This is a genomic window from Streptomyces sp. V1I1 (genome assembly GCF_030817355.1).
In the GTDB taxonomy this organism is placed as follows: Bacteria; Actinomycetota; Actinomycetes; order Streptomycetales; family Streptomycetaceae; genus Streptomyces.
On sequence record NZ_JAUSZH010000001.1, the window covers coordinates 8,116,923 to 8,136,347 of the forward strand.

Genomic DNA, 19,425 nt, shown 5'->3' on the forward strand with positions numbered 1-19,425 from the left:
ACGCACCGGAGTCCGGAAGCACTAGCCTCGCCGTTTCGCTTGGGTACAGCGACTGGTGAGGCGAAAACGCGAAAGTGCCTTCCTGGCCTGGGACGATGAACCTTGCTGAGGGGTTCTGTCGGTCCAGGCGGAGGGCACTTTCCAGGTGCAGGCTATCGGGTTTCGTCCCAAGGTCCAGGTCAGTGCCGATGGTTCAGGGGTGGTCGGTCATGCCGGGGCACGGTTGCTGACGGATCTCGCTGACGCCACCGGGCTGACCGCCGCGTACTCCACTGCGCTCGGGCCGCTTCGGCCGCGCGGGACCGGACATGATCCGGGACGGATCGCCACCGATCTGGCGGTGATGCTCGCCGACGGCGGCGAGGCCATTGCGGATCTGGCCGTACTGCGGGACCAGGCAGGGGTGTTCGGTTCGGTCGCCTCGACACCGACGGCCTGGCGGCTGCTCGCCGACACCGATGAGAGAGCACTGTCTTCTCTGCGCTCGGCCCGTGCCCAGGCCCGGGAAGTCGCCTGGCTGCAGGCCGCCGAGCACGGCGAGGGCATTCCCGCAGCCCGGGCCGCGGGACGCGTTCTGCCCGGGCTGGTCCTGGACCTCGACGCCACGCTGGTCACCTGCCACACCGAGAAAGAGCAGGCCGCACCCACCTAAAAAGGCGGCTTCGGCTTCCACCCGCTGCTGTGCTTCCTCGCCAACACCGGCGAGGCACTGTCTGGTCGGCTGCGGCCCGGGAACGCCGGCGCCAACACCGCCACCGACCACATCACGGTGCTCGACCAGGCGCTCGCGCAGATCCCAGACGCCCACTGGCACGGCACCGACATCCTCGTCCGCACCGACAGTGCCGGATCCGCGAAAGCCGTCCTCGCACACGTCCGCGACGTGCGGAAACGAGGAATCCGTGCATTCTTCTCGGTCGGATACGCCATCACCGAGCCGGTCCGCCGCGCTGTCCGGGCCATGCCCGACCGCCTCTGGCATCCCGCCCTGGACCAGGACGGGACTCTGCGTGATGGCGCCGAGGTCGCCGAGCTGACCGGCATGGTCGACCTGACCGGCTATCCCGCCGGCACCCGCATCATCGTGCGCCGAGAGCGGCCGCACCCCGGAGCCCAGCTATCCCTGTTCGACCAGGACGAGGGCCTGCGCCATCAGGTGTTCCTCACGGACACCCCGTATTCCGGGGGCGGCTCCGCCCAGTTCCTCGAAGTCCGTCACCGCGGACATGCCACCGTCGAGGACCACATCCGGTGCGGCAAGACCACCGGCTTCGGCCGCTTCCCCTCCCGCGACTTCGGCGTCAACGCCGTCTGGCTCGAACTCAGCCTCGCGGCGATCGATCTGCTGGCCTGGACCCGCGTTCTTCTCCTGGACGGGGAGCTGGCCACCGCCGAGCCGAAGAAGCTCCGCTACCGGCTGCTGCACGTCGCCGCCCGCCTCACCCGCGGCGGCCGACGCCTGCGCCTGCGGATATCGGCGACCTGGCCCTGGAGACACCAACTGGCCACGGCCTTCCACCGCCTCGCCGCACTGCCCCGTCCCGCCGGCTGACCAGCAAACCCCTGACCGTCCACGACCCGAAAGGCCTTGGAGAACCCGACCACCGCGCCGGGACTCCGCCATGCCCAAGCAGCGAAATCACCTCGCCCACCTGACAGCTGACGACTACGGTCTCGGGGGAAGTTGAGCTTCGGGCGTGCTGGCCTGGCGGCTCGGCTGGTGGGTGATCAGCGGGCGGTGTCGCGGACGGGGACGAGTTCGGTGCTCGTCCGGCGGCGGGTGGCCCGCTGCGCGGATCGGTCGGAGACGAGTGAGGCGATCGCGAGATGGGTCTCGGCGTATGTATCGCGGCGTCCGGTGAATCGCCGCAGGGGTGCCCACTGGCGGAGCTCGGCGTTGGTGTGCTCCACACAGATCCTCGCCGAGGACTGCCGCCGCCGTGTCTCGCGCCAGGCGTGCTTGTCACCGTCGCACGCATCGTCCTTGGGCTTCTTCGGCGGGGCGCTGACCTGGCCGGGGAACTCCTTGGCCAGCCCGAGGTAGCCGGAATCGACCTTCGCCTTCACGCCGGAACGGGTGCGGAACTGCTCGGCGATGCCCTCGGTGCGCACGGCGGTCTGGTCGTGCATCCAGCCCGGGCGGACCAGGCCGGACAGCAGCAGGCGGCCCTGGCCGTCGCTACCGAAACGGCGAGGTTAACCACCCTGCGCCCACGCGCCGTCCGCTCCGTGTTCGAGGGTTGCCTGTACTGCCAACCAGAGCTCGGCGCCGGTAAGAGCGTGATCGCTGGTCGGTGCTTCCCGAGAGTGGCCGATGCGTCTGGCTGCCGGATGTGAGCGGATCCGAGGTCAGGGCAGGGTGAGGATGCGGGGGCCGTCCTCGGTGACGGCGATGGTGTGTTCGATGTGGGCGGCTCGGCTGCCGTCGATCGTGCGCAGGGTCCATCCGTCGGGGTCGGTGTAGTAGTCGTTGCGTCCTCCGGCCATGAGCATGGGTTCGAGGGCGAGGGCGAGGCCGTGGCGCAGGGGGAAGCCGCGGCCGGGTCGTCCGTGGTTGGGGACGTGGGGGTCTTCGTGCATCTGGCGGCCGATGCCGTGGCCGCCGAAGTCGGCTGGCATGCCGCAGTCGGCCTTGCGGGCGACCGTGCTGATGGCATGGGAGATGTCTCCGATCCGGTGGCCGACGGTGGCGGAGGCGATGCCGGCGTCCAGGGCCTGCTGGGTGGCGGCGATGAGTTCGAGGTCGGCGGGGCGAGGGGTGCCGACGGAAGCTGATCGCGGCGTCGCCGGTCCAGCCGTCGAGTTCGGCTCCGCAGTCGATGCTGACCAGGTCACCGTCGCGCAGGCGGTAGTTGTCGGGGATGCCGTGCGCGACGGCGTCGTTGACGGACGCGCAGATCACGGCGGGGAAGGGGATGGGGGCGAAGGAGGGCTGGTAGCCCAGGAACGGAGAACGTGCTCCGGCCTTGGTGAGAACGGCGCGGGCGGCTTCGTCGAGCTCCCGCAGGCGAACTCCCACAGCTGCCGCTGCGCGGGCAGTCGCAAGTGCGTGGGCCACGACGCGTCCAGCTTCTCGCATCGTCTCCAGTGCCGTGTCGGTCTTGATCTCCACCATGTGTCGTGACTCCCTGCGATGCGACGCTACCCAATACTTATACCGGTATTAGTATCACGGGCATGGTGAGAGTTCCTTTGAGTCCGCAAGAGCGGCAACGCGGAGAGCGCTTCGGGATCCTGCTTCGCCAGGCCCGCGGTGACCGCAGCATGGTCGACGTGGCAGCAGCCGCCGGGGTGTCCGCTGAAACCCTCCGCAAGATCGAGACCGGCCGAGCCCCGACCCCGGCCTTCTTCACCGTGGCAGCCTTGGCCCACGCCCTGCACCTGTCACTCGATGACCTGGCCGCCGCCTGCGCGGAAGACGCCGAAGGCGGCGAGCAGGCCATGTCGGCGTGACCAGACACGCGCCGACTGACGGGGAGAGCAGACGTCCCTGACGTAGCACGGCAGCACCGACCCTAACCGCACGACCCCAGATCGCTGAGCACCTTACGGCATGGTTCGGACTCTTATGTCAACCCCCCGAAGGACTTCGAGCGTCGACCCCACTTAGCCAATGGTGGCCGGCGGTTCTGCAATGCCGATGAAGTTCCCGGCCACGGGCCGGATACGGACCGACCACCCCAGAGCTGTGAGGTCGTCCGTGAGGGTCTGGACATCGTGGAACACCTTCACGATGCGGTACTGGCTGCCGTCATCGAGCCGACGCAGCGCCGCAGGGACGGGCTGATCCGCGAGGACCTCCTCCTCCGCGGCCACGGAGGGGCCGTCGTCGATGAAGATCGCTCTGCCGCCCGGCGCGACCGCGGCGGCGACGGTGTTCCAAAAGTCGGGCAACCGCGCCGGCGGGACATGGGAAAGCCAGAAGGCGAAGAACACAGTGTCGTACCTTCGCGGCGGCTGCCACTCGAACAGGTCAGCCTGAATGAACTGGACGCTGGAGGATGCGGTGCGCGCACGAGCGATGGCCAACACTTCGTCTGCCGCGTCGATAGCCGTCACCGAATGCGCCCGCGCGGCGAGCATCGCGGTCCACTGTCCGGTTCCGCAGGCCAACTCCAGCACATCCCCGGCAATCGGGAGGCCGTCGGCCGCAGACAGCAACTCCTGCAGGTCCTCGCGTTCTGCATAGGGCCGGTCGTACTCGGCCGCGCCGGCCCTGTAGTAGGCCATCTGATCCGCTAGAAGAGCGTCGTCATCGCTGCCCATGGCCCCGACCATACATACGTTCCTGCAGCCCTCCCCCCAAGACTGCGCCTCCAAGGTCGCCACGATGACGTCCTCGACTTGATCCAGCCCATCGGGCGGGGCGTCATCCGCGGCATGGTGTCCATCAGCACCCGCCCCGCCGAGGTCGAGGACCGTAAGGTGCCCGGCCACTGGGAGGGCGACCTCGTCATGGGCACACGGCCCTCGGCGGTCGCCACGCTCGTCGAGCGCACCACCCGCTACACCGCCATCGTCGCTCTACCGGTACGTGCCCGGAAAGGCCGAGCTGGTCGCGTTGATGGTGGAGACCACAATCGGCGAGGCCTCACTGCCTAACGGGCCGCGCCGCGACTGGCGGGAGCAACTCGGCGACTGGGCCCGCCAGCTGGTCACCGTCTTCCACCGGCACCCATGGCTGCTGGACGCAACCGTCGGCCCGAGGGTCATGGGCCCAGGGAGCTTGCCTGGATGGAGCAGGCCCTCGCCGCACTGGACGGCACCGGCTTCTCGGGTGCCGAGCGGATGGACGCGGTCGTCCTGCTGGCCGGCCACGTGCGCGGGATCGCCCAACAGGCCCGCGCGGCGGGTCCGGCGGGCAACCCCGAAGCGCAGCTCAGCGTCACGCTCGGGGAGCTGATGCAGGCGCACGGCGAGCACTACCCAGCCCTCACCGCCGCGCTGGCCTCGGCGACCCAGCACGGCGGGCAGGACCAGGCACTGGAGTTCGGCCTGCAACGCATCCTGGACGGCTTGGGCCTACTCATCGCCCAGCGTTCGAACTGACCAGGGCCGCCTCACCGTTCTGCTGGGGCTAAGGCACGTTTCCGGCGTATTCCGGCTGCCCTCCTTGCGAGCCAGGCAGCGTCTCCCACTCAGCCTCGGTCGCGTCTGCAGGTGCACCATCTCCAGTCACAGAAGGAGCTTGCCAGAACGGCTCAACGAGCGCGCGCTCCGGGCCTACTGAGCGATCGGTGCCTGAGAGCTACCAGCTGGATCTCGCGCGTGGCACTCGCGGATGAGCTCAGCCCGCCGTATAGGGCCGAGGCCGGGCTCATGGTTTGGGCGGGGGCCAATCCCCCTGGCGCAGATGTCCGCAGGTATCAGCTATCTTGAACGCGTTCAGTTGAACGCGTTCAATCTTGGGGGCGAATATGGAAGGTCCGCGGGTCCGTACGGGTCAGTCGGCGCTCACTGTGACTGCTGTGGTGGCGGTGATACCCGCGCTGGCCATCGGATTGCCCAGCGGGCTCGGTGAGCTCTTCTTCCTGACCGCCATGCCGACGGCCATACCGCTCTTCTTGCGGCGTGAGCCACAGCGCTTCGTCCGGGCCTGCGTCATCATCGGGACCGGCCTGCTGACCTGGGCGGTAGTGGGTTTCATCCTGGGGATGTTCCTGTTCATCCCGGCGGCGGTGATGCTGCTGGTGGCTGCTTTCGTGGACCCTCGCACTCGACCGAGCCTATGGTGGGGCCTGGGCGTGTTGGGCGCTCCGCTGGTGGCGGGCGTCGTACTTGCACTCCATGACCAGCCCGGCCTCTGACGTACCAGCACCCTGTAGCTATCAGGCGAGACGCGACTCCGGCAGTTGGCTGTCCCAGCGAGGATGCGCAGCTGGCACCGGTACGTCACCCGCGCCGCCGCGAAGAAGGCCGCTGAAGAGGCGTCCGAGCAGGCCCGGCAGCGCACCGCCAGGCACCTGCTGGCCACCCGTATCGCAACGCTGCTCGCCACGCGGCCCGTCGAACCGGCGCCCTTCGACAACGACTGGGAGCCGCACCCGTACGCGGCGGGAGCTGCCCGAGCCCGGGCCGCGCTGCGCGTTGGGCGTGCCGCTTGAGCCGAGGGGGCAGCTACCGGCAGCAAGGGTATGGGCTGCGGTCGAATGGCAACCCCCTGACGTGGTGGTAGACGCGGGCTCAGTCCAGGTACACGGCGATCCACCGGCCGCTTACCCTCAGCGGTCGCACCCGGAAGTGACCGCCACTGTGGACCCTCTCACGGTGCAGCAGGGGCCGGGGGTTGTGATCCTCGGCCGCCCCGGAGGGCGACCGCCCCGGTGCCGCGGGGCGGCACAGTGAAGCTGCGCCATCTTGAAGTGGCTGGTCAGGGTGCTGGGTGTGATGTCGTTTCGGGGTGCTCGTGCTGGTCGTGGGCGGCAGTCTGGGGTGTAGATCGTCTGGCAGGAGTGGGTTTGTGGATTCCCGTCCGTCGTCGCGGGTGCCGCTCCTACCCTCCGGGCCCACGGTGGATCCCGCGGTGTTGGAGCGGATCGCCGCGCGGCGTGCGGAGCTGGACGGACTCGAAGAGCAGCTGGTCAAACAGCTGTCGGAGGTACGAGCTGAGCGCGATGAGCTGGCCGTGGCCGAGCGGGTGTGGCAGCGGATGAGCGAGCGGCTCGCCGACGAGCGCACGGAGGCCGGGTCGCCGGTGGTCCAGGTGGCAGGTCGGGCGGTGCGGCTGGTCCCGGACCGTGGGCCGGGGGTGGCTGACGAAAACCAAAGAGCACGCCGGAGACACCGTGTCCCTGGTCTACCAGTGCCGCCTGCCGCTGTCCACGCACACCCTGCACTACCTCACCGACCTGCTGCGACGCCATCTCAAAGCGATACGGTCGAGGTGGCGGGCGCTGCCGCCCGGGAGGATCGCGGTGATCGTCTTGGCTGTGCTGCGGCACGATCAGCGCCTGGCCGACATGCCCAAGCATCCGCTGAATGCGGTGATCAGGGTGCATACCGGACCGAAAGGGCCAGGCCATGTGCGTCCGTCGTCGGCTTCGGCATACCAGTAGAAGTGCTGTCGGTAGCCGGCCTGCAGGTACTTCGCTTCGTTGGGTACCAGGCTGTACCAGCCCATGGTTTGAAAGTCCTTGCCTTCGCCACCACACGCTTCGGGGTCGTAGATCATGGCAGCTACCCAGACTTTGGCGTACTGGTTCCGGAAGATTGGCATGTCAGCTCCCCTCCTGCCCTGAGGCTTCGATGCTCTGCCGCCATCGCTCGGCGAGTGACGTTTGTGGAATGCTGCCGCGCGGCGCAATGGGCAGTGTGCATCCTGAAGTTGCAGGTCACGGGTCTGGCGTGCGTGGGTGTCGGCAGACGCTCCCTGGTTATGGGCAGGAGGCCAATGACAAGATCATCGGCCATCACGCATTCCCCACGGGAAGGCGGCGTCAGCGCCCGTACCCAGCGAGGACGCATACGCTGGACCGGTATTCGGCTGGCTGGAGGCCCCGTGCGGCCCGGGGCGGGACCGGCATCAGTCTCGCTCATTGGCAGCGGGGACGTTGAAACCGCAGCGGCCGCGCCCACCCACGAGGGTGAGCCGGGCAGCGCGCCATGTCACGCGGTCAGCGGCATGAACGTGCCTCGCGATGAACTTCCGATCAGCCGCACGGCAGCGCGTTGAACGGCTGCGCATGTTTCGGGTGCGGCGGTGGAAGGGGTTGACCCTGCCCCTGCGTCAGGGTCGGAGCCTGGTCGCATGACGAACAACAGCACTTCCTCGGCTCGGCTCGCCCCGCCGATCGGAGGGTTCCAGGAGATCGAAGGCCGCCGCATTTTCGTGAATCGGTCGGGCAGCGGCGGACCGGCCGTGGTGTTCCTGCCGGGCGCCAGCGCGGTCGGCCTGGACTATTTCGGTGTCCAGCAGGGGGTTTCGCAGTTCACCACCGCCGTTGTGTACGACCGCGGCGGCACGGGCTACAGCGATCCCCTTCCGCTGCCGCGCACCGCCGCCGCGGTCGCCACGGAACTGCGCGAGCTGCTGCGCGCCCAGAACATCGCCGCCCCATACGTTCTGGTGCCGCACTCCCTCGGCGGCTTCTACGCGCATCGGTTCGCGCAGCTGTACCCGCAGGACGTGGCCGGGCTGGTCTGGTTGGACGCCTTCCATCGCGACTGGGACGACTTCATGCCTCCCGCGGCGGGTCTGGCCGCGGTCGAGCAGATGGCACCTGATTGGGAGCAGCTGGAACAGATGCGCCCGGCCCGGCGCGAGATGTACGCCGAGTTGCTCGCGGACTACCCGGAGCACGTGCGGCAGGCGCTGGTCGATGCCAAGGTGAGTGACGAATGGACCCACGTCGGCATCGCCGAGCGCACCAAGTTGGCCGAACTCGCCACCGAACTGCGGACCGGGCCGAACATTCCCGACGTCCCGGTGGTTGCTCTCACCGTGGTCGGCACCGACCCCGCCCAGCAGGCGCTGACGTCGGAGCGGACGTTGCAAGAGATGCATGACGGCCACACGAGAATGGACGCGGCCCTGGTGAGCGCGGTCTCGCACGGGGAACAACGCATCCTCTCCGACACCGTCCACCACCGCCTCAGCTTCGACCGCCCCGATGCCGTGGTCCAGGCGATCCGCGACGTCGTCGACCGAGCTCGCCCCTAGACTCGGCACGACCACGTTGCACGAAGACCCGAGGCGGACGGTGCTCACGATCAGCCAGCTCGCGGCAACCGCCGGCGTGACCGTGCGCACCGTTCGCCACTACCACCACGTCGGCCTGTTGCCCGAGCCCGCGCGCGATGCCTCCGGCTACCGCCGCTACGGCGCGCAAGCGGCGGTGGATCTCATCCGGATCAGGACCCTCGCCGATGCGGGGGTGCCACTGGCCCGTATCGACGCGCTGCTGCACGCGCAGCCGACCGAATTCGCCGCGGCCGTCACCGACATCGACGCGGAATTGCAGCGCAAGATCGACCAGCTCACCGAATATCGCCGCCGGATCGCCGAACTGGACAGCGGCGAAGGGCTTGTCCTGCCGCCCGAGGTGGTCGCCATCCTGAACCGGATGCGCAGTCTCGGGGTCAGCGAACGGAGGGTACGACTCGAGCGCGACTCGTGGATCCTGATGCAGGCACTGGACCCGCACGTCATGCCGCAGCGGATACGGGACAAGAACGCCGGCTTCGACGACCCCGAGACGACACGCCTGTATCTCGCCTGTGATCAATCAGTCGACTGGGATCCGTACGATCCACGCCTGGACCGGCTCATCGACGACCTGGACGCATGGGAGATCAAACACGAACGAGACAGCAACCGGGCAGGCTACCTGAAGCTGGTCTCTTCCCGGATCTCCGAGGCATCACCGGCATGGCAACGCATCGTCGATGCGCTCGCCCACCGCGCCAAGCGGCGCCGAACCGCCGGGCACGACAGCTGAAGCCAGCACCGCGGGCACTGTGCAACATGAAGTCTTCAGGTCGCGGGTCTGGTGTGAGGGGCGGGCGGGATACTCACGCTGGTCGCCAGCCGTTGCCCGTGGTGGAGATCTTCCGGCTCGTCGGCCGGAGGCGTTGTCGGGTTCTGCTGCGCCGACTGGCGTGACGCTCTTACGACCCGCCACCGGGCCGGTACGCCAGGAGAGCGTGGGAGGGCGTGGGGATGCAGGAGCTGGAGCGGATCCCAGCTCACCGGAGTGAACTTGACACGCTCGCCGAGGAGTTGGTCAAGCAGCTGCAGGAGGTCCAGGCCGAGCGGGAGGAGTTGGTGATCGCCGAGCGGGTCCGGAACCGGCTGGCTGAGCAGAACCGGGCCGCGGAGGAGGCCGCCGCGACCGTTGCCCCAACTCCCGCCCGGGTGGCAGGGCGAGCGGTACTGCTGATCCCGCACCGCAGCGAGACTCCCGACGAGGCCGCCATGCCCGCTGACTACCGCAAGATCCTGGCGATCGTGCGGGCCGCCGACGGTCCGGTCCAGGTCAGGGGCGTCGGCGAACAGCTGGGCACGGAGGTGACGGTGCGCGGCAAGGTGGAACCGCTGCGCGCCAAGATGACCAAACTCGCCGACCGCGGCTGGCTGCACAAACGCCTCGACGGGCGGTTCACCGTACGCCAGTAGCGGCGCCGGAGGCGGGCACCGATAGGACGTAACCAGTCGGCTGTCGAGTGCCACCTGAACTGGCTCGCCGACCTGATCCGCGGCCACCTGAAGAAGATCGACTCACGGTGGCGGGCCCTGCCCGCGGGGAAGATTGCCGACCTCGTGCTGGCGGTGCTGCGCTGTGACCAGCGGCCGGGCGATCTGGCCGGCGGCAACGGGATACACCGCACCACTGTGGGCCGGTGGGTCAGGGAAGTCGTCGGCCCACCATGCGCTCATCGCGCTGGCCCGGCGCAAGGTGAACGTCCTCTACGCGATCCTCCGCGACCGCCAGGGGCGCATCCACCGTCGTCTTGCAGGTTTTCAACTGGAAGGGTGACATCTGGGGTGGCGGCTCGACGCTTGTCGCCTATGAGGACGGGAAGGCCCAGCAGGTCTTCGCACAGCTCAAGCAGGCGCTTGGCTCCTGCCGTTCGTATGAGGGCACAGGCTGGGTGGGGAAGTTCAAGGCCACGCTGACGATGGGACAGGCCCCGGGGGCCGGGGACGAAGCCGTGCGATTCCGGGAGACCATCCCCATGGGCCCTGAGTACCCCGGGGACCGCAAGGAGCGGTTCACCGTCCCGCCGCCCCTGGTCAGACTTGCGTCCGATCGGGCGGGTTGAGGTCCGAGGCCGGGTGTGTGACCCCGGTTTGGTCCTGGAACACGGTTATGTGGAACGGGTGACCTGCGCTGGCCTTCCGGCCTGCATCGCCGAAAAGGGACTGGTGGGTAGCGTGACGCACGGAGCCAAGAAGGGATCCTCTTATAAGGGGACGTCGTCGAAGGCGATCCTTCATCAGTACGATTTCCTGGGCGACTTCTACCGGCTGACGCTGGGCCCCGAGCTCGTCTTCTCCTACGGCATGTGGGAGGAGGGCGACACACTGGAATCGGCCCAGCTGCGCAAGCTCGACTACCACGCCGAGGCGGCGCATGCCGTGGGCGCGGAACGGGTGCTCGACGTCGGCTGCGGCTACGGCAGCCTCCTGCACCGACTGGTGGAGACCCACCACGTCAAGCGCGCGGTAGGGATCACGATGAGTCCCGCCCAGGCCGCGTGGGCCCGTGACCAGCACTGGCCGGGCTGTGAGGTCCGGCTCGAGAACTGGTTCGATCATGAACCAGGCGGGTCCTATGACGCCATCATCGCCATCGAGGCAATCGAGCATTTCGCCGGGAATACCATGTGGCGGTCGAAGCGTGTCGCCCGATACCGCGAGTTCTTTCAGCGCTGCCATTCCTGGCTGCGGCCGGCCGGGCGTCTGTCGTTGCAGGCCAACGCCTGGAATGACCGCGGCTGGCTTGCTTCCCTGGTGCTTCCTCCCCAGCAACTGGCCCCGCGCGGCGGGAGTCATGTCGCCAGGGAACGCCTTGGCCTCAAGGGCGTCTACGGCGGTGTCAAGAACGTACGCGAAGGTCTTCACGCGTCGCGCAAGGTGTTCCCGGAGTGCTTCCTGCCGACCCGGGACGAACTGACCGAAGCCGGCCGGGGCCTGTTCCGCATGGTGGAGACGCGAAACGATCCGAGCGACGGCGTGTCCACGGTGGAGAGCTGGTTGGAGCGGGCTGAGGCCAACCGGAGACGCGGCGCGGAACTCATCGGTGAGAGCGCGGTGTCCGACATCATCAGGGAGCAGAAGACCGCACTCCGGTTCATGCGCGAGGGCCGCTTCACCGTCGTTCGTATGGTCTTCGAGAAGGTGTGAGTCGCCTTCCCCGACTGCCGCGGCCGGGCTCGCTCGCACGCGGCGCTCTGGATCGCTGGGGCGAGCCCACCACAAGCTCACGCCCGACGCTGGAGCGGAGCCGATGAGGTCATCGATGCAGGGGGCGTGGGACAGCGGCCGCGGATTTACCACTGCACGCCGGTGGCCGGGTCTTATCTGCGCCGGCGTGTGGCGACCCATGAGGTGAGGAAGAACGCGGGCAGGGTGATGCCGACCAGCAGCGCGGGGCCCGTGACCGCGCTCGAGAGGAATCGGCCTCCCAGGTGAGCGACGCCGTGGTAGTAGCCGACCGCCACGGCCACAAGCATCATGTATCCGCCGAGCGCGGTGCCCGCGACTTGGCGGACCAGTGCGGGCCAGCCGCGCCCGGCCGGTTCTGCCGCGAGCCGTCGCGCAAGGGGCCAGGGTCTGGTCGGGTGGCGTCGCATGATGAGCAGGCCGAGGCCGAGAAAGCCCATGACCAGGAGATAACCGGTCAGCATGAGCGTGATGTTGAGGGACACGGGCAGCATGGCCGGCTCCTGGTCGTGATCGCTTTCAGGAGGGGTCTTGGAGAAGGAAGTGCCAGCCGCGGACGAAGGTGTGCCAGCCGAACCACAGCCACAGGGCGAACAGGGCCCAGCGGCCGACGGGGTAGCTCATGACGGCCCTGGTTGCGTCGCTGAGGGTGGGAAAGCCGTCGTGCGGCCGCAGCAGGCCGATGCCTTCCCAGGCGAAGAGGGCGCCGAAAAGCAGGGTCCAGACGAGGTAGCCGATCACCGGATGCTCTGTCACTGTGGCTCCCAGTCCTTGTCCTTGAGGAGCTTGAAGGTGCTGTAGAAGAGAATGGCGGCGAAGGCGAAGAGCACCGCGGTGAAGCGGCTGACGACGGTCACGCCGAGGGAGAGGAAGATCCCGCGGAAGACGAGGGCGCCGATCACGCCGAAGAACAGGAACCGGTGCTGGTAGGCGCGGGGCACCCTGAAGTAGGCGAAGATCACGTCAAAGACGAACAGGTTGTACACCTACAGGCTCTTCTCCAGCAGCCACGCGGTGGTGTATTCGGTGCCGGCTGTCGCGCCGAGGACGAGGAAGTTGGCGGTGGCAAAGATCAGAGCGAGGCTCACCCACAGGGCGTTCCAGGGCGGCCTCCTTGAAGCCATGACATGCGCGGTGCGGTGGGCCAGCAGGTCTACCGCCAGCGACACCACCACCGTCGCGGCGAACGCCCCCACAGCCAGAGCGGGACCTCAAGCACTCCGGTCACCTTCTCCGCGGCCCACGCCGATACGCGGGCCCCTGCACGGGAGTCTGCGGCATTTCACTGCACTGGGCGACAACCAGGGCCACGTGGACGCGGGCGGAGCAAGTCGGGCTCCACCGGCCTCGCCCTTCTGGAGGGTCGGGGACGAGCGAGCGGGGGCATGCTTCGGGTAGAGACTGCGGATCCCTCAGGGAGACTTGTGATGGGGCGGAGTCACCATTTTTCACCTTGACGCCAGGGGGCACTCGGTGACCGTCAACATCGATGGCGGCCATCGTGGGGCGGTCAAGCTGCTGGTCGACGGCAAGGAAACCGGTTGCGCCGAGGCCCATGGGAACCGGCCCCTGATCCTCACCGGCGAACTGCCCACCGATCCTCCGCTGCCCGTGAGCGTACGCATCACGCCCGGCCCGGCACGCCCCGCTGTACCGCCGTGATCGACGGGGCGGAGACGGTGATGTCCCCACGGGCGTTCTGAGCCTGGGCGTCGCCCGGTGCCGGGGTCTCGGAGGGCGTGCCACTGACCGACGTGTCGGCGTGACGGTGGCACGGCAGTTTCCGGCCCCCCTTGTCCGTGCTGCCTACCGAAAGGTCCTCTCCCTCGTGCGCCCCGAGCGGCGCACCGGCAGGACAGGCCCGCGGCGCACGGGGGCGTACCGCGGGCCAATGGGCGCCCTGTGGCCCCGGGCCAGGGCCCGGGGGAAGCTGGGGAAGAAGACAGCACGGCAGGCGAGCGCCCCATGTGCACCGGGCTCCTGTGCGACGGTGCCCCGGGGTGGCGTGCGCCTGACTACGGGCGCCTCGTGGGGGAGAAGCAGGCAATGAACGGGCCGGTGGTAGTGGGAGTGGATGGTTCGCCCTCGGCCCTGGCAGCGGTAGACGCGGCAGCCCAAGAGGCGTCGCTGCGAGGTGTGGGACTGCGCGTGGTGCATGCCTTTCTGTGGCCCGCCATGCACGCACCGCCCGGTTCGTCGCCGCTGGGACCTGCCACCGGCGCCCTGCACGAAACGGTCGAACGGATCGTGGCCGACGCCGTGGAACGCGCGCGGAGCCAGGCCGCGGGCCTGCACGTCAGCCACGCCGTGATCGCGGGTGAGGCATCGACGGTCCTGCAAGCACAGTCGCGCACGGCGCAGCTCATTGTGGTCGGCCACCGAGGCTCCGAGGGCTTCGCCGAGCTGCTCCTGGGTTCCACCGCCGTACATCTGAGCGCGCACGGCCGCTGCCCGGTGATGGTCGTTCGAGGACGCCCGGACCCGGCCGGTCCGGTGCTGGTGGCTGTCGACGGCTCCCCACGAGGGCAGCCCGCCATTGCCTTCGCCTTCTTTGAGGCCGTCCTGCGGGGCACAGACCTGGTCGCGCTCCACGTCTGGAGCACCTGGACCGGTCACGGCGAGCACGCCCTGGGCCACCCGGTGGACCTGACGGAGCTGGTGGGCGACGTGGACCGGCTCCGGCAGGAGGAAGAGCGAGTGCTGGCCGAGGCCCTCTCAGGACACCGCGACCTGTACCCGGGCGTAACCGTACAGCCCCGTCTGGTCCGCGGGCGCACCCGCCCGGCACTGATCGAAGCGAGCGCGGACGCCCAACTGCTGGTGGTTGGCGCACGCGGGCACGGCGGATTTACCGGCCGGCTCCTGGGATCGGTCAGCCGGGCCGCCCTCCATCACGCCCACTGCCCGGTCACTGTGGTGCGCTCCGACCTCTGACCGCCTCTCCGGCGGCCCGCCGGTAACTGGCGGAAGGTTGGGTGACCCGCGCGGTGCGCTGCCTCGGCGGTGAGGCTGTGGACACCAGTCAGCTCCCTGCCATCACCGGCCCGATCGCTGCCAGCCGGAGGAACGCCGCCAGTTTCTGTCCCCCGAGCACCAGCGGGAGAAGCACGCGGCTGGACCGGCACCGAATTCAATGTTCTACTCACCGCCCGTTCCGGCATCGCGAGCGGTGGACGTGGACACAGAGCTCAGCGGTCCTCAGCGCCCGGCTCAAGCAGTTCCTGGTGGGCGCGGGCAGTACGGTCGCGGCGGTGCCGGCGCCTGTCGCGACCGTACTGATCGCCTGGAACCCATCAACTGCTGCGGCTGGCTGATCGGCCGCCGCGCCCCATACGGCCACAGAGCCGCCGGGCCGAGCCGCGTCACGAAGGCTCTGTCTCCCGCTGTCCGGGCTCCTGCCGTTCCGGTCCGTCGCGTTCCGGCTCCTTGCGCACCCACTCCGGCTCGAACTCCGGACAGTCGGGGTTGTGGCAGGGGCCCGGAGCCCAGAGGGGGACGAAGGTCCCAAGCGTCTTGTGTCGCTTGATCACCGTGGTCACGGGGTGTTTGCAGGCGGGGCAGACGTGTCCTGCCTGCGGCCCGGTGTCACGCTCGTTGCTGCGCATATATCCAGGATAAGCAAATTGCAATAAATTGGTACAAATTTTGTAGTGGCTTTGTGGCGCAGACGCCGAGAGTGGGGCGCGGTGAAGTCGCGACTGCCCGGAGTGTCGGCTGATCCGGTGATGGCAATGGAGAACGTCGGGCAAGCCGAGTCAAGGGCGACTGCAGGGGGAGGTGACTGGGTCAGCTGCCCTGCGGCGGGTCGCCCGGCCGCCGGTTCTCGTCCGCCCCGGCCCCCGACTCCCGTCCATCCGCCGGAAGGTGCTCGTCAGCCGAGACGGGGGCGACGCCGTTCCCGTTCCGTCCGGCCGGGGCAGTGCCTTCCGCGGCAGGCTGGATGGGGCGCCTGATGCTCAGTGCGACGGACACGGCCAGGACTGTGACGATGATCGCCAGGCTAACCGGTGACGGGATCTCCGGGATGCTGCTGTTGATCGTCTTGTGGGTTGCCTGGAGGATCAGCTTCACGCCGATGAAGGCGAGGATCAGTGCGATGCCCTTGCTCAGGTAGTGGAATCGGTCCAGCAGGCCCGCGAGCAGGAAGTACAGCGCCCGCAGACCGAGGATGGCGAACGCGTTGCTGGTGTAGACAATGAAGGCGTCGTCGCTGACCGCCAGCACGGCCGGCACGCTGTCCACGGCGAAGATGAGGTCCGCTGCCTCGATCGCGGCGACGACGGCGAGCAGCGGGGTGGCGACCCGTTTGCCGGCCTCCTTGACGAAGAACCTCATCCCGGCGTATTCGTCCCGGACTGGCATGACCTTGCGCAGCAGCCGCACGGCGAAGCTCTTGCCCGGGTCGAAGCTCTCCTCTTCCCCCTTGAGGATCTTGTAGGTGCTGTAGAACAGGACCGCCGCGAAGGCGAACAGCACCGCGGTGAAGCGGCTGACCACGGCGACACCGGCGGCAAGGAAGATCCCTCGGAATACCAGAGCGCCCATGACGCCGAAGAACAGCACGCGGTGCTGGTAGGCGCGCGGCACTCTGAAGTAGGCGAAGATCAGCGCGAAGACGAACAGGTTGTCGACCGAGAGGCTCTTCTCCAGCAGCCACGCGGTTGTATATTCAACCCCCGGTGTCGTGCCCAGGACGACGAAGACGACCGCGCCGAAGATGAGGGCGAGGCTGACCCACACTCCGCTCCAGGCGGCGGCTTCCTTGAACCCGATGACATGCGCCTCCCGGTGGGCCAGCAGGTCCACGGCCAGTGACACGAGCACGGTGACGGCGAACGCCGTCCACAGCCAGAGCGGGACATCGAGCACCGGGAGACCCCTCACACGGGCGGGGGCGGGAAACGGAAGCTCCCTCTGCAGAAAGTCTGACCCACTACGTCCCCCTTGTCGCCCGCATCCGCCACGGGGACGCGCGTGAGCCAGGCTCTGGTCGGTCGTAGGCGCGGGTGTGTGTCCACACAGTCCGGGTACCACGGCCTCGGCAGCCGGGGCCGAAGGAGAATCTGCGGAAGATGTTGGCGCCTGTGTCCTGCCCGGGCCCCTGGTTCAGTGACGGCGGAGTCAAGAATCTACAACGCCGTAGAAGATGATGGGGGCCGTGGTCCGTCACCGCTTGGGCCGCTCGTAGGTGTGGAGTTGCCGTCGTCGACGAGGCGGGACTGGCCGCGCTGCGGATGCACCGGCTGCTGGATGGGGAGAGTGACCGGCAGGCCGTGCTGAGCCGGTTTGTCGCCGAGCTATCGCCGGACGAGGAGCACTCGCTGCGGATCCGGCTCGGCCCCGACGGACCGCGTGACCCAGGCAGCGGTCCGGGCAGCTGACGGGCGCTCTACCTCGACGGCGCACCGCCACCGACCCGGCCTCCGCCGTCAGCGACGCCCACATCGTGTGCTGCGCTACGCCCGCGACCAGCCCGCTCTTCCCCGAATCCGCCCAGCCCGCCCAGGTGCACGTCAACGCCATCGGCGCCTTCCGCCCCACCATGCGCGAACTGCCGGACGAACTGCTGGCCGCACCGTGATCATCGACGAACTGGACGACCATCCTCGAAGAATCCGGCGAGATCATTCACGCCCTTCAGGCCGGCGCCACACCCAGGATGACCTCACCGAGCTGGGCACCGCCCTGACCTCCGCCCCCGCCGACCACGGCAAGCGCACGGTGTTCAAGATGGTGGGCGTCGCCATGCAGGACTGGGCCATCGCACGACTCCTGGCCGACAAGTTCCCCTGCTGACCCATCCCGCCGGTGCTCCCGCACCGCAGCACGACGCCCAAAGCGGGCCCACTCCCGCGCCGTCCGCGCCGCCCGTGAGCTCCGCTCGGTTCACGCTCCGTTGCCCGAGCGGTTTCCGGCCCCGGTCGCCCAGCCCGCCCGCGACCGGAGAGGCCCCACTACGATCACTGGCCATGGACTGGCTCGAGCGCACCGCGAAGCTGAGGCAGTGGACCCGAAGCGGGACGCGCGCTCCTCACAAGCCGCTGCTGCTCCTCTATGCCCTCGGTCGGTTCCAGGAAGACGCCGAGGCCGAGCTGCGGTACAGCGCAGTGGAGGAGGACCTGCAGCGTCTGCTCACTGAGTACGGCCCTCCCAACAAAACGACGCCGGCTTACCCGTTCCACCACTTGGTCAGCGACGGCGTATGGGAAGTGCGTACCGACCGCGGGCCCGGCAGCCCCGGAAGCGGAGTACGAGAACTTCGGGAATGGGGTGCCGCCGGGCGGCTTGCACCAGAACTGAGATCAGCGCTACGACGCGAACCGCAACTGCTCGGTCGGATTGCCAGGTTGCTGCTCGATCTGCACTTTCCACCCTCGCTCCACGGCGAGCTGTGTGAAGCCGTCGGCCTGGAGCCGCAACCGGGCGAGACCGAACGGCTCTCGGCCGCACGAAGGCAACGGGACCGGCACATGCGAGAGCTGGTACTGACGGCCTACGAATATCAATGCGCCTTCTGCGGCTACGACGGCAGGATCGGCGGGGTGCCGGTCGGACTGGAGGGCGCACACGTACGCTGGTGGGCATTCGACGGCCCGGACGACGTCGACAACGGGCTGTGCCTGTGCTCGCTGCACCACAAGCTCTTCGACAAGGGTGTCCTCGGCGTCGGCGACGGGCACCGCATCTTGGTCTCGCAGCGCTTCGTGGGCAGCAGCACCGCTGCACGCGAACACGTCATATCTCTCGCGGGACGCCCCCTCATCGGCCCCCAGCCGGGCACCCGCCGTATCGCAGCAGCCCATCGCGTCTGGCACACCAGTCAGGTCTTCCACGGCGCTCCACGCCCTGCCACGCTGGCTTGACGGATCTACCGCCGCCCCTGGCTCCTTCGCCGAATGTCAGTGCCTCGTGCAAGGCTCGTGGCATGGACGAGTGGGACCTGGAGAACGCCGATCCGAGCCAACAGGTAGGAGCCCGGCACCACACGGTGCCCGCCTTCTATCTCCGCCGGTTCGCCAACTCCCAGAACCAACTCTGGGTCCGTGACCGTAGGTCCCCCACGCCTGGGTTGCGCAAAGAAACCGATCTGGCCATCCGGGACTTCTACACGTTCCAGAACATTCACGGTGAGCCGGATGGGCGCATGGAGCAGGTATTGCAGAGGGTCGAGGGCAGAGCTTCGAGCGCGCTGCATCGCGTGACGTCGGCCATGACCTGGGGGCGCCCGATCACGCCCGATGACAAGACGGACATCTGTATCTTCACGGCCTTCCAAGTCGTCCGCGGGCTCCGCAAGCGCCGCGAGATCGAGCTCATGTCGGACCTCTACGTCCGCATCATGCAGCTGAACACGCCAGTCGGTGCCGGGCGACGGGCAGTCACTGCCTACCGGGAAAAGCTCCGCGACTTCAAAACCCCTGCACATGGGCCACCACTGAAGCGAGCATTCAGGGACGGGTCGCAGAAGTGACCCTTGGCAAGACATCGGCCCGGCCACCTCTGCGTATCGTTCCTGTAGGGCACCCCAGGATCAGGCTCGT

At 68.3% G+C, this 19,425-nt stretch carries 21 protein-coding genes and 6 pseudogenes; 18 read left to right on the forward strand and 9 right to left on the reverse strand.

Going from position 1 to position 19,425, the window contains the following annotated elements:
- The first annotated feature begins 145 nt into the window (after positions 1-145).
- Positions 146-1,552: pseudogene (locus QFZ67_RS37860) on the forward strand (IS1380 family transposase).
- A 176-nt stretch (positions 1,553-1,728) separates the two neighbouring features.
- Here the strand turns inward: QFZ67_RS37860 and QFZ67_RS37865 are convergent.
- Positions 1,729-2,169, reverse strand: a pseudogene (locus QFZ67_RS37865) (transposase family protein); the annotation flags it as partial.
- Positions 2,170-2,349: 180 nt separating this feature from the next.
- Positions 2,350-3,115, reverse strand: a pseudogene (gene map / locus QFZ67_RS37870) (type I methionyl aminopeptidase).
- A 62-nt stretch (positions 3,116-3,177) separates the two neighbouring features.
- Between map and QFZ67_RS37875 the strand changes: the two are divergent.
- Entirely contained in the window at positions 3,178-3,453 is a 276-nt protein-coding gene (locus tag QFZ67_RS37875; RefSeq protein ID WP_301890701.1) for a helix-turn-helix domain-containing protein, read from the forward strand.
- A gap of 153 nt (positions 3,454-3,606) precedes the next feature.
- Here QFZ67_RS37875 and QFZ67_RS37880 read toward each other — a convergent pair whose 3' ends face one another.
- Positions 3,607-4,266: a bifunctional 2-polyprenyl-6-hydroxyphenol methylase/3-demethylubiquinol 3-O-methyltransferase UbiG gene (locus QFZ67_RS37880; RefSeq protein WP_307665548.1), complete on the reverse strand. Its 660-nt coding sequence runs from the start codon at positions 4,264-4,266 to the stop codon at positions 3,607-3,609.
- A 114-nt stretch (positions 4,267-4,380) separates the two neighbouring features.
- Between QFZ67_RS37880 and QFZ67_RS37885 the strand changes: the two are divergent.
- The 4 genes and pseudogenes from QFZ67_RS37885 to QFZ67_RS37900 form a co-directional block, all read left to right on the forward strand.
- Positions 4,381-4,530, forward strand: a pseudogene (locus tag QFZ67_RS37885) (IS30 family transposase); the annotation flags it as partial.
- Between the two features lie 204 nt (positions 4,531-4,734).
- Positions 4,735-5,049 carry a TetR/AcrR family transcriptional regulator C-terminal domain-containing protein gene (locus QFZ67_RS37890; RefSeq protein WP_307665549.1) on the forward strand — a complete coding sequence of 105 codons (315 nt, stop codon included), beginning with the start codon at positions 4,735-4,737 and terminating at the stop codon, positions 5,047-5,049.
- A gap of 368 nt (positions 5,050-5,417) precedes the next feature.
- The gene (locus QFZ67_RS37895) at positions 5,418-5,807 is read left to right on the forward strand and encodes a hypothetical protein (protein ID WP_307665550.1); all 390 of its coding nucleotides are present in this window, start codon (positions 5,418-5,420) and stop codon (positions 5,805-5,807) included.
- Positions 5,808-5,870: 63 nt separating this feature from the next.
- Positions 5,871-6,104, forward strand: a complete 234-nt coding sequence (locus QFZ67_RS37900; protein WP_307665551.1) for a hypothetical protein — start codon at positions 5,871-5,873, stop codon at positions 6,102-6,104.
- Between the two features lie 839 nt (positions 6,105-6,943).
- Here the strand turns inward: QFZ67_RS37900 and QFZ67_RS37905 are convergent.
- Entirely contained in the window at positions 6,944-7,216 is a 273-nt protein-coding gene (locus QFZ67_RS37905; RefSeq protein ID WP_307665552.1) for a DUF1036 domain-containing protein, read from the reverse strand.
- Between the two features lie 531 nt (positions 7,217-7,747).
- Here QFZ67_RS37905 and QFZ67_RS37910 point away from each other — a divergent pair.
- From QFZ67_RS37910 to QFZ67_RS37930, 5 genes are all read left to right on the forward strand, one after another.
- Positions 7,748-8,659 (forward strand): alpha/beta fold hydrolase, encoded by a 912-nt coding sequence (locus tag QFZ67_RS37910; RefSeq protein ID WP_307665553.1) that lies wholly within the window; start codon positions 7,748-7,750, stop codon positions 8,657-8,659.
- Positions 8,660-8,699: 40 nt separating this feature from the next.
- Complete coding sequence (locus QFZ67_RS37915) at positions 8,700-9,437, forward strand: MerR family transcriptional regulator (RefSeq protein WP_307665554.1); 738 nt, start codon at positions 8,700-8,702, stop codon at positions 9,435-9,437.
- Positions 9,438-9,658: 221 nt separating this feature from the next.
- On the forward strand, positions 9,659-10,114 hold the full coding sequence (locus QFZ67_RS37920; RefSeq protein ID WP_307666113.1) for a hypothetical protein: 456 nt from the start codon (positions 9,659-9,661) through the stop codon (positions 10,112-10,114).
- 335 nt (positions 10,115-10,449) lie between these two features.
- A complete protein-coding gene (locus QFZ67_RS37925; RefSeq protein ID WP_307665555.1) occupies positions 10,450-10,761 on the forward strand; it encodes a hypothetical protein in 312 nt (103 codons plus the stop codon).
- Positions 10,762-10,810: 49 nt separating this feature from the next.
- Positions 10,811-11,845: a cyclopropane-fatty-acyl-phospholipid synthase family protein gene (locus QFZ67_RS37930; protein WP_307665556.1), complete on the forward strand. Its 1,035-nt coding sequence runs from the start codon at positions 10,811-10,813 to the stop codon at positions 11,843-11,845.
- A 173-nt stretch (positions 11,846-12,018) separates the two neighbouring features.
- On the opposite strand, the gene QFZ67_RS37935 is transcribed toward QFZ67_RS37930, so the two are convergent.
- The 3 genes and pseudogenes from QFZ67_RS37935 to QFZ67_RS37945 form a co-directional block, all read right to left on the reverse strand.
- Positions 12,019-12,378 (reverse strand): DUF6256 family protein, encoded by a 360-nt coding sequence (locus tag QFZ67_RS37935; RefSeq protein ID WP_307665557.1) that lies wholly within the window; start codon positions 12,376-12,378, stop codon positions 12,019-12,021.
- Positions 12,379-12,403: 25 nt separating this feature from the next.
- Positions 12,404-12,640, reverse strand: a complete 237-nt coding sequence (locus QFZ67_RS37940; protein WP_307665558.1) for a DUF6186 family protein — start codon at positions 12,638-12,640, stop codon at positions 12,404-12,406.
- Positions 12,641-12,651: 11 nt separating this feature from the next.
- Positions 12,652-13,103 (reverse strand): annotated as a pseudogene (locus QFZ67_RS37945) (TerC family protein); the annotation flags it as partial.
- Between the two features lie 254 nt (positions 13,104-13,357).
- On the opposite strand from QFZ67_RS37945, the gene QFZ67_RS37950 reads away from it, so the two are divergent.
- Positions 13,358-13,546, forward strand: coding sequence for a hypothetical protein (locus tag QFZ67_RS37950; RefSeq protein ID WP_307665559.1), 189 nt, complete (start codon positions 13,358-13,360; stop codon positions 13,544-13,546).
- A 384-nt stretch (positions 13,547-13,930) separates the two neighbouring features.
- Positions 13,931-14,818, forward strand: a complete 888-nt coding sequence (locus QFZ67_RS37955; protein WP_307665560.1) for a universal stress protein — start codon at positions 13,931-13,933, stop codon at positions 14,816-14,818.
- Positions 14,819-15,246: 428 nt separating this feature from the next.
- Here the strand turns inward: QFZ67_RS37955 and QFZ67_RS37960 are convergent, their stop codons facing one another.
- Together QFZ67_RS37960 and QFZ67_RS37965 are read right to left on the reverse strand one after the other, a co-directional pair.
- Positions 15,247-15,489 carry a hypothetical protein gene (locus QFZ67_RS37960; RefSeq protein WP_307665561.1) on the reverse strand — a complete coding sequence of 81 codons (243 nt, stop codon included), beginning with the start codon at positions 15,487-15,489 and terminating at the stop codon, positions 15,247-15,249.
- 181 nt (positions 15,490-15,670) lie between these two features.
- Complete coding sequence (locus QFZ67_RS37965) at positions 15,671-16,753, reverse strand: TerC family protein (RefSeq protein WP_307665562.1); 1,083 nt, start codon at positions 16,751-16,753, stop codon at positions 15,671-15,673.
- A 332-nt stretch (positions 16,754-17,085) separates the two neighbouring features.
- Here QFZ67_RS37965 and QFZ67_RS37970 point away from each other — a divergent pair.
- From QFZ67_RS37970 to QFZ67_RS37990, 5 genes and pseudogenes are all read left to right on the forward strand, one after another.
- Positions 17,086-17,265 (forward strand): annotated as a pseudogene (locus QFZ67_RS37970) (BlaI/MecI/CopY family transcriptional regulator); the annotation flags it as partial.
- A 65-nt stretch (positions 17,266-17,330) separates the two neighbouring features.
- Entirely contained in the window at positions 17,331-17,465 is a 135-nt protein-coding gene (locus QFZ67_RS37975; RefSeq protein ID WP_307665563.1) for a hypothetical protein, read from the forward strand.
- Positions 17,462-17,680, forward strand: coding sequence for a hypothetical protein (locus tag QFZ67_RS37980; RefSeq protein WP_307665564.1), 219 nt, complete (start codon positions 17,462-17,464; stop codon positions 17,678-17,680). The genes QFZ67_RS37975 and QFZ67_RS37980 overlap by 4 nt, the downstream gene beginning before the upstream one ends.
- 173 nt (positions 17,681-17,853) lie before the next feature.
- Positions 17,854-18,747 carry a phosphorothioated DNA-binding restriction endonuclease gene (locus tag QFZ67_RS37985; protein ID WP_307665565.1) on the forward strand — a complete coding sequence of 298 codons (894 nt, stop codon included), beginning with the start codon at positions 17,854-17,856 and terminating at the stop codon, positions 18,745-18,747.
- A 62-nt stretch (positions 18,748-18,809) separates the two neighbouring features.
- On the forward strand, positions 18,810-19,355 hold the full coding sequence (locus QFZ67_RS37990; protein WP_307665566.1) for a DUF4238 domain-containing protein: 546 nt from the start codon (positions 18,810-18,812) through the stop codon (positions 19,353-19,355).
- Positions 19,356-19,425: the final 70 nt, after the last annotated feature.

Coding starts and splice junctions, on each gene's coding strand:
- QFZ67_RS37895 (WP_307665550.1), top strand. CDS start 5,418: ATGGAAGGTCCGCGGGTCCGTACGGGTCAGTCGGCGCTCACTGTGACT.
- QFZ67_RS37900 (WP_307665551.1), top strand. CDS start 5,871: ATGCGCAGCTGGCACCGGTACGTCACCCGCGCCGCCGCGAAGAAGGCC.
- QFZ67_RS37935 (WP_307665557.1), bottom strand. CDS start 12,378: ATGCTGCCCGTGTCCCTCAACATCACGCTCATGCTGACCGGTTATCTC.
- QFZ67_RS37960 (WP_307665561.1), bottom strand. CDS start 15,489: ATGCGCAGCAACGAGCGTGACACCGGGCCGCAGGCAGGACACGTCTGC.
- QFZ67_RS37905 (WP_307665552.1), bottom strand. CDS start 7,216: ATGCCAATCTTCCGGAACCAGTACGCCAAAGTCTGGGTAGCTGCCATG.
- QFZ67_RS37920 (WP_307666113.1), top strand. CDS start 9,659: ATGCAGGAGCTGGAGCGGATCCCAGCTCACCGGAGTGAACTTGACACG.
- QFZ67_RS37985 (WP_307665565.1), top strand. CDS start 17,854: ATGGACTGGCTCGAGCGCACCGCGAAGCTGAGGCAGTGGACCCGAAGC.
- QFZ67_RS37955 (WP_307665560.1), top strand. CDS start 13,931: ATGAACGGGCCGGTGGTAGTGGGAGTGGATGGTTCGCCCTCGGCCCTG.
- QFZ67_RS37910 (WP_307665553.1), top strand. CDS start 7,748: ATGACGAACAACAGCACTTCCTCGGCTCGGCTCGCCCCGCCGATCGGA.
- QFZ67_RS37890 (WP_307665549.1), top strand. CDS start 4,735: ATGGAGCAGGCCCTCGCCGCACTGGACGGCACCGGCTTCTCGGGTGCC.
- QFZ67_RS37875 (WP_301890701.1), top strand. CDS start 3,178: ATGGTGAGAGTTCCTTTGAGTCCGCAAGAGCGGCAACGCGGAGAGCGC.
- QFZ67_RS37990 (WP_307665566.1), top strand. CDS start 18,810: ATGGACGAGTGGGACCTGGAGAACGCCGATCCGAGCCAACAGGTAGGA.
- QFZ67_RS37880 (WP_307665548.1), bottom strand. CDS start 4,266: ATGGGCAGCGATGACGACGCTCTTCTAGCGGATCAGATGGCCTACTAC.